Raw genomic sequence first — 7,799 nt, 5'->3', positions numbered from 1 at the left:
CGGCAACAAAGGCGCGATAATATTCCATTCCAAATCAGTCAGCTCATGGCGGCGACGGGTCATCATTAGGCTCCCAAATCAATGGCAGCCTTGAATCACCGTCAAACCCAAAGGGGAAGCCCGTTTATGAGTTTACGGCCTAGTTTTCCACGGAGCTGAGCATTCGAGATTTGCGCATAGCTTGGGGGTTAAGCACGTAGCACGCTTGATGTATGAGCGGATATGCAGGAACAGATCTCAAGCTGAAAATTATGACGTTAAGATGGAAATACTGTTGGCGGCGCTGATCCATGATATCGGCCATGGCGCGTTTTCCCATGCACTTGAAGAAATACTTAAATCAAATGGTATAGAATTTCACCATGAAGCGATGACCAAAGCGTATATCATGGGAGAAGGAAAAATTAACGCTATTCTAAGTGAAGTCGATGCGAATCTTCCACAAGCTATTGCTGCATATTTTGATAAGAAGTTACGAAGCGCAGATGATTGGAAGTATAAAATAGTTTCTAGCCAAATGGATGCGGATCGTCTTGATTACGTGCAGCGTGATGCGATGTTTGCGGGTATGCGTGGGCATGGGTATGATTTTGAGAGATTACTCGACCTTCTTGATGTGCATGATGGGAAAAGTATAGCTGTTAATAGAGGCGCCATAGAAGCTGTCGAGGCATATCTAGTGACTATCGATCAATTGTATCGTGCGATATATTATCATCAGGGCGTAAGGTCTGCGACGCAAATGTTGTTAAATATATTTCGGCGCGCGATGGATCTCTACAAGAATGGGAAGGTCGATGTTTTCCCAAATATAGGTAGCAACATTCATCCGTTTATATCGCTGCTTGAGGGTGGCTCTAAGATCTCTCTCAAAGATTACGGCCGAATCTCTGATGTTACAGTTTGGGGACTCATTGATTACTGGCGCTATTATGGCGATAAAGTTTTGCATGACTTGAGCGAGCGGTTGCTCAGTAGGAAATTGTTAAAGGCAATTACCATTACTGATGTCACTTACGCGAAGATGGCGGCTCAAGAAAAACAGGCTCTGCAATTTACCTCAGAGATTGTTGGGGACGAATTTGCGCAATATTATGTAGCGGTCGACGATCCGTCTCGCACAAGTTACAAGGGATATGATTTTGACCTGCCACTGAACTTTCATCCAGTGGCGATTAGAGCCTCGGCGGTTCTGGATACGCCACTTGGCGCGGTGGGAGCAACCGGCGGAAACGCGAAGCTTTCATCTTGCGCAGCGTTGGAGCCGGTTGCGGCGAGGGTCCCGGCGTAATCCGCCGGGGTCAGATATCCGAGCGATGAGTGTGGCCGGAATTGGTTGTAGTCTTCGATCCATTCGGCAATAGCGCTTCGGGCGTGATCGAGGCCGAAGAACAGACTTTCATTGAGCAGCTCGTCGCGCATGCGCCCGTTGAAACTCTCGACATAGCCGTTCTGCATCGGCTTTCCGGGCGCGATGTAGTGCCATTCGACCTTGTGGTCTTTCGACCAGGCCAGGATGGCATTCGAGGTGAGTTCTGTGCCGTTGTCTGAGACGATCATGCCGGGTTTGCCGCGTCGTTGGATGAGTGTCGTCAACTCCCTTGCGACGCGACGCCCCGAGATCGAGGTGTCAGGGATAGCCGCCAGGCATTCGCGCGTGACATCATCAACGATGTTGAGCACGCGGAAGCGCCTGCCGCAAACAAACTGATCATGGACGAAATCCAATGACCAGCGAGCGTTGGCCTTTGCCTCGACCAGGATCGGCGCACGCGTGCCGACGGCACGCCGCCGGGCCTTGCGCTTGCGCACGGAAAGTCCTTCCTCGCGGTAAAGACGATAGATGCGATTGACGCCGGACGGCTCTCCATCCCGCCGGAGCAGGATGAACAGCCTCCTGTATCCGAAGCGCCGTCGCTCGTTTGCAAGATCGCGCAGCTTTGCCCGCAGCGCCACCTCTGGCGGCCGGCAGGACCGGTAGCGGATCATCTTGCGGTCCGCGGATATGATCTGGCAGGCCCGCCGTTCCGAAAGACCCATCACGGCCTTCAGATGCGTGACAGCGTCACGCTTGGCGGCAGGCCCTACCATTTTTTTGCCAGAAGCTCGCGAAGTGCGGCTGCATCCAGCATCTGCTCGGCGAGCAGCTTCTTCAGCTTGGCATTCTCTTCCTCAAGCGCCTTCAGACGCTTGGCCTCGGACACTTCCATGCCGCCGTATTTGGCTTTCCAATTGTAAAATGTCGCTTCGGAAACTCCGTGCTTGCGGCACAGGTCGGCTACCTTCGCGCCAGCCTCCTGCTCCTTCAGAACCGCAATAATCTGCTCTTCCGTAAATCTCTGCTTCTTCATGCGTCCGTCCTTCAATGGGCCGGACTCTAATCCATTCTGGAGGAAATTACCCGTGGCAGGTCAATTTTAATCCAGAATCTCCGGATGAATCTATATGGTTGACTGGAGGGGGGAAGAAGGATCAGCCTCTGGAAGACGATTCTGACAGCGTGATCGTCAAGGCTCTGAAAAACAAGACCTATTTCCCTCGCTTGATAGTTTTAGAAGAGGTGCGGGCGAAAATGGGAAAACAGTAGATTGTTCTCTATTTGTTCTGTATGCTCTCGATGGCAACGTATAGGAGCGCTAATATGAGTCGTCCAAAAACTCTCTTGGGGATTATGAGAATAATAAGTGCCGCGGGCGGAGAACTCGATACGCGCATTCGCTTGCAAAAAGAAGCATTTTTGCTAGCTGTTTCGGGCTCGTCATTCTTTGACGCGACTGACTTTGATTATCACCATTATGGTCCGTATAGCCGGACGGTATCCGATGCTCTTCGTTTTGCTGTTGCGCAAAATTGGTTAGATGAGCGCGCCCATTACTTCGACGATCAAACAAACGCACGCTATTCTTATCATCTTACTGATGCAGGCCGTAAATTTTTGGAAGAAAGCCCAGACTTCAATGAAGAAGAGGTTCGAGCGGTTCGGTTTATGACACGAAAGGCATGGCGAAGCCTTGAGTTAGCGGCGACCGTGAGATTTCTTGAAGTTAAGGAGGGTTTCGTTGATCGGCACTCTGCCCTCGAGGAGGCCATGCGGCTAAAGCCTGCTACAATTACTTATAAAAATGAAGCAAAAGATGTTTTGAGTGAAATGACCTAGATGGTAGCTTTAGTTGCGGTATTGAGATCGTCTCCAAATCGCTGGAGCCAATATGGCTCGGTTTCGCTAAATTCCTAAATTCGTTCTTTTCGAAAATAGCAGGACGGTAATCGGAGTTCTTTGGCATTTTTCACGCCACGGAAGTGGCTTGATCTCTGTACGTGTGTCACAGGGATTTCAGCCGGCTTGAGTTTGAAAAACCGAAGCTATGCGTTTACGCGCTCGGCTTGCCCTCTTCCTCAAATGCTTCTCGCTCCACATTCCACTCCACTGCCTCGTGCAACTCGATAGCTTCTCCACAGTCTCGAAGCCACGCAACCGTTCGATCTTGGATACATTCCTGAACAGGTCGGCGACATAAAAGTAGCCGAAGATCATTGTTCAACTGACATCCTCAAGCGAGGCGCCACCATGCAGGAAGTCTGCCTGCTGAGCGTAGTGGAGGTCGGTGTCCAGGTCACGGAAGACGACGTAGATGTAGTCTTCGCTGCGTTCCCAGAGTTCGTGCTTTTCGAACATGTTTTTGCTGCTGCGTGGCAATTAGTTGTTTGTTGTTATTCCTATTTCGATAATCGGTTGCAGCGTCGAGTGCTGAAATCACTCCTCACCAAGCGCGTTCACTCCGATGATCAATTCGGCATGTTTCAATTGATCTTCACACCAACAATTCGTGGTGTCGAAGTATACTTTCCGTGATATAGAAAAGGAGTTCCGCAGGCGCTTGATCGGCAGCATACGGAAACTATGCGCGGCGCCGGTTTGCTTCGTCAGATCCAGCGCAGCGGGCACGACATTTGATATGTCGGCCTCGGTCCAACGCGGCCGCCTTGCGGATGCGTGACAGCGATATTGATGGGATTTCAACCGGGAGGGCGTGACATGACGAGAGTGTTTGTGCGGCATCAGGTTTCCGATTATGCGGCTTGGCGGAAGGTCTACGATTCATTTGCGCCGGTGCAAAAGGCAAATGGCGTGATCGCCGAATCCGTCTACCGGTCCGTCGACGACCCCAATGATGTGACGGTGATCCATGATTTCGCCACGGCGGACGCGGCGCATGCGTTTGCCAAGCTCGAAGAACTTGGAAAGGCGATGCAGAGCAGCGGCGTTGTTGGTGTTCCGACTGTGTGGTTCGCGGAGAAGGCGTGAGCAGGGTTGGGCGCTGAAGTCACCCTGAAATCACCCCTCACCAAGTGCGCCCAGGCGATCGGCTACGCCTCTCGCGGGCTTACTATCCTCTCCCACAAGGGGCGAGGTAGGGTGCCTCGATTGCTGCCCTTGTTTGAGGCGAGGCGGTGCCGCGGGTTTTTCCTCGCCCCTTGTGGGAGAGGATACGAAGGCCGGGTGAGCTATAGCGAACCCTTGGCCAAAGTTGGTGAGGGGTAACCCTCACTCCCCCGGCTTGCCCGTCTTCCCTTTACCCTTCTTGGGTCGATCGTCCTCATAGCTCCCCACGCCGGACTTCGCTCGGATGATCGGCCGGAAGCCGTCGTCCTTGGGGCCGGTGTCGGTGCGGCCCTTGGTCTTGGCGGTCGGGTCGAGCGGCTTTTCCGGCAGCGGGTTGGCGGCCAGCGGTTTTTCGGTGCGGCGGACGGTCATCTGGTCGAGGTTGTTGCGCTTAAACAGGGATTCGCCGCGCGGGGAGTGATGCGTCGGGTCGGTGCGCATGTCCTCCATTGTCGGCTTGTGGAAGAGGGAGCCGTCTCGCTCCTCGCCGCGGTCCTTGGGGGATTGGGAGCGAACGGGGCGTTCCATGTCGGTGCCGGGACCCATATTGTCGAGGTCGGGCTTTTTGAAGAGCGATGAGGGTGCGGATGATCTCCCCCCTTGAGGGGGAGATGCCCCATTAGGGGCAGAGGGGGGGATGCCGTCGGAGTGGGAGGGTGCGGAACCCCCCTCTGTCCTGCCGGACATCTCCCCCTCAAGGGGGGAGATTGACTCGTGGCGGCGCCCAGGTCCTTTATTGCCGTTTGCGAGTTTCGAGCCCTTCGCCTCCAGCGCCTTCTGCTCCTCTCTCGCGATCGGGTCGTCCATGATCGCCAGTTCGACGGCTTTGAGGCGCTTGATTTCGTCGCGCAGGCGGGCGGCGGCTTCGAAGTCGAGGTTGGCGGCGGCGTCGCGCATCTGTTTTTCCAGCGCGTTGAGATGGGCTTGCATATTGCCGCCCACCAGGTCGGTGGCGCCGCCCTTGACGCCCTTGACGCCGATATCGGCGCGGACATGGTCCTTCTCGTAGACAGAGTCGAGGATGTCGGAGATCTTGGCCTTGACCGATTCCGGCGTGATGCCGTGCTCGGCGTTCCAGGCCATCTGCTTTTCGCGGCGCCGCGCGGTCTCGCCCATGGCGCGCTCCATCGAGCCGGTCACCTGGTCGGCATAGAGGATGACCTTGCCGTCGACGTTACGGGCTGCGCGGCCGATGGTCTGAATAAGGGACGTCTCCGAGCGCAAAAAGCCTTCCTTGTCGGCATCGAGGATGGCGACGAAGCCGCATTCGGGAATGTCGAGGCCTTCGCGCAGCAGGTTGATGCCGACCAGCACGTCGAAAGCACCCAGACGAAGATCACGCAGGATTTCGATGCGCTCCAGCGTGTCGATGTCGCTGTGCATGTAGCGGACGCGGATGCCCTGTTCGTGCAGGTATTCGGTCAGGTCCTCGGCCATGCGCTTGGTCAGCACCGTCACCAGCGTGCGATAGCCCTTGAGGCTGGTTTCACGGATTTCGCCGAGCACGTCGTCGACCTGGCTGCGGGCCGGGCGGACTTCGACCGGCGGGTCGATCAGGCCGGTGGGGCGGATCACCTGTTCGGCAAAGACGCCGCCGGCTTGTTCCATTTCCCATTCGCCCGGGGTGGCCGAGACGGCGACGGTTTCGGGGCGCATCGCGTCCCATTCCTCGAAGCGCAGCGGCCGGTTGTCCATGCAGGACGGCAGGCGGAAGCCGAATTCGGCCAGCGTCGCCTTGCGGCGGAAGTCGCCGCGATACATGCCGCCGATCTGCGGGATGGTGACGTGGCTCTCGTCGATGAACAGGATGGCGTTGTCGGGGATATATTCGAACAGGGTCGGTGGCGGCTCGCCGGGCTTGCGGCCGGTCAGGTAGCGCGAATAGTTTTCGATGCTCTGGCAGGAGCCGGTGGCTTCGAGCATTTCGAGATCGTAGCGGGTGCGCTGTTCGAGGCGCTGAGCCTCGAGCAGGCGGCCGGCTTTTTCCAGTTCGGCAAGGCGGATCTTCAGCTCTTCCTTGATCGACTTGATCGCCGAATTCAGGGCAGGGCGTGGCGTCACATAGTGGCTGTTGGCGTAGATTTTCACGCTTTTCAGGTCGCCGGTCTTCTGGCCGGTGAGCGGGTCGAACTCGGTGATCGCCTCGACCTCGTCGCCGAACATGGTGATGCGCCAGGCGGCATCCTCCAGGTGGGCGGGGAAGAGTTCGATCGTGTCGCCGCGGACCCTGAAGCTGCCGCGCTGGAAATCCATCTCGCGGCGCTTGTATTGCTGGGCGACGAGGTCGGCGAGCAGCTGGCGCTGGTCGACGCGGTCGCCGATCTCGATCTGGAAGGTCATGGCCGTATAGGTCTCGACCGAGCCGATACCGTAGATGCAGGAGACAGAGGCAACGATGATGCAGTCGTCGCGTTCGAGGATCGCGCGGGTGGCGGCGTGGCGCATCCGGTCGATCTGCTCGTTGATGGTCGATTCCTTCTCGATATAGGTGTCGGTGCGCGGGACGTAGGCTTCCGGCTGGTAATAGTCGTAGTAGGAGACGAAATATTCGACCGCGTTGTGCGGGAAGAAGTTCTTGAATTCGGAATAGAGCTGCGCGGCCAGCGTCTTGTTGGGGGCGAGGATGATGGCCGGGCGCTGGGTTTCGGCGATCACCTGCGCCATGGTGAAGGTCTTGCCCGAGCCGGTGACGCCGAGCAGGACCTGGTTGCGCTCGCCGGTGGTCAGGCCTTCGGTCAGGTCGCGGATGGCGCCGGGCTGGTCGCCGTTCGGCGCATAGTCGGTGACCATCTGGAAGGGGATGCCGCCTTCGGATTTCTCCGGCCGGGCAGGGCGATGCGGCGTCCAGATCTTGCCGTCCTTGAACAGCGGATTGCCGGATTCGATCAGCTTGGAAAGCGCCGCGACCGTGGCGGTGACGGCGCCGGCGGCCTGGTTGTCGTCAGTTTCCTCCTCGACGACAGACGATTTCTTCGCCGACTTCTTCTGCTTGGCCTTGCTCTCGGCATTCAGCCGCTCGGCGTCTTCCAGCGAGATATCGAGGCCGGCGACCGGGTTGAGGCCGGCCGCAGCGCGGGTGCGCGGATCATTGGAGCCGCCCAGCGAAGCGCCGCGCGAGGAGCGCTTGTCGACCAGTCCGCTTTCCTGCATCCTGCGGGCATCGTTCTCGACCGACTTCCTGTGCTTGCCGGCCTTGGAGCGGATATCGCGCATGCTTTCGCCGCGCGATGCCTGCTCGGCCTCGCGCTCGAGCTGCTTCACCCAGTCCGACACAGAGCCGGACAGGGGCTCGCCTTCGAAGGGCGCTTGCGGGGCTTCTTCGAAGCCGGACGGGGAGGTTTTCGGGGATCTGGCCATGGCCAATATATGGCGCGGAAACCGAATAAAATAAAGGCCGCGGACGTCTAAAAATCGA

The 7,799-nt window shown here is 57.0% G+C and carries 5 protein-coding genes and 1 pseudogene; 3 read left to right on the top strand and 3 right to left on the bottom strand.

Going from position 1 to position 7,799, the window contains the following annotated elements; all coding sequences use genetic code 11:
* Nucleotides 1–178 precede the first annotated feature (178 nt).
* A pseudogene (locus AC1DYF_RS10865) lies at nucleotides 179–436 on the top strand (HD domain-containing protein); the annotation flags it as partial.
* A gap of 725 nt (nucleotides 437–1,161) precedes the next feature.
* Here the strand turns inward: AC1DYF_RS10865 and AC1DYF_RS10860 are convergent.
* A protein-coding gene (locus tag AC1DYF_RS10860; RefSeq protein WP_477876737.1) for an IS3 family transposase occupies nucleotides 1,162–2,351 on the bottom strand; the annotation gives its coding sequence in 2 pieces (ribosomal slippage) (nucleotides 1,162–2,099 and nucleotides 2,099–2,351; 1,191 coding nt in all).
* Between the two features lie 290 nt (nucleotides 2,352–2,641).
* Here AC1DYF_RS10860 and AC1DYF_RS10855 point away from each other — a divergent pair.
* On the top strand, nucleotides 2,642–3,157 hold the full coding sequence (locus AC1DYF_RS10855) for a hypothetical protein (RefSeq protein WP_477876736.1): 516 nt from the start codon (nucleotides 2,642–2,644) through the stop codon (nucleotides 3,155–3,157).
* 381 nt (nucleotides 3,158–3,538) lie between these two features.
* On the opposite strand, the gene AC1DYF_RS10850 is transcribed toward AC1DYF_RS10855, so the two are convergent.
* On the bottom strand, nucleotides 3,539–3,676 hold the full coding sequence (locus AC1DYF_RS10850) for a hypothetical protein (protein ID WP_477876735.1): 138 nt from the start codon (nucleotides 3,674–3,676) through the stop codon (nucleotides 3,539–3,541).
* Nucleotides 3,677–4,036: 360 nt separating this feature from the next.
* Between AC1DYF_RS10850 and AC1DYF_RS10845 the strand changes: the two genes are divergently transcribed.
* Nucleotides 4,037–4,306 (top strand): antibiotic biosynthesis monooxygenase, encoded by a 270-nt coding sequence (locus AC1DYF_RS10845; protein WP_477876734.1) that lies wholly within the window; start codon nucleotides 4,037–4,039, stop codon nucleotides 4,304–4,306.
* A 240-nt stretch (nucleotides 4,307–4,546) separates the two neighbouring features.
* Here AC1DYF_RS10845 and uvrB read toward each other — a convergent pair whose 3' ends face one another.
* A complete protein-coding gene (uvrB, locus tag AC1DYF_RS10840) occupies nucleotides 4,547–7,741 on the bottom strand; it encodes an excinuclease ABC subunit UvrB (protein WP_477876733.1) in 3,195 nt (1,064 codons plus the stop codon).
* Nucleotides 7,742–7,799: the final 58 nt, after the last annotated feature.

The organism is Rhizobium sp. P2_G9 (assembly GCF_056403475.1).
Note: the sequence above shows the minus strand (reverse complement) of the source record. Positions and strands in the feature narration are given on the sequence as shown.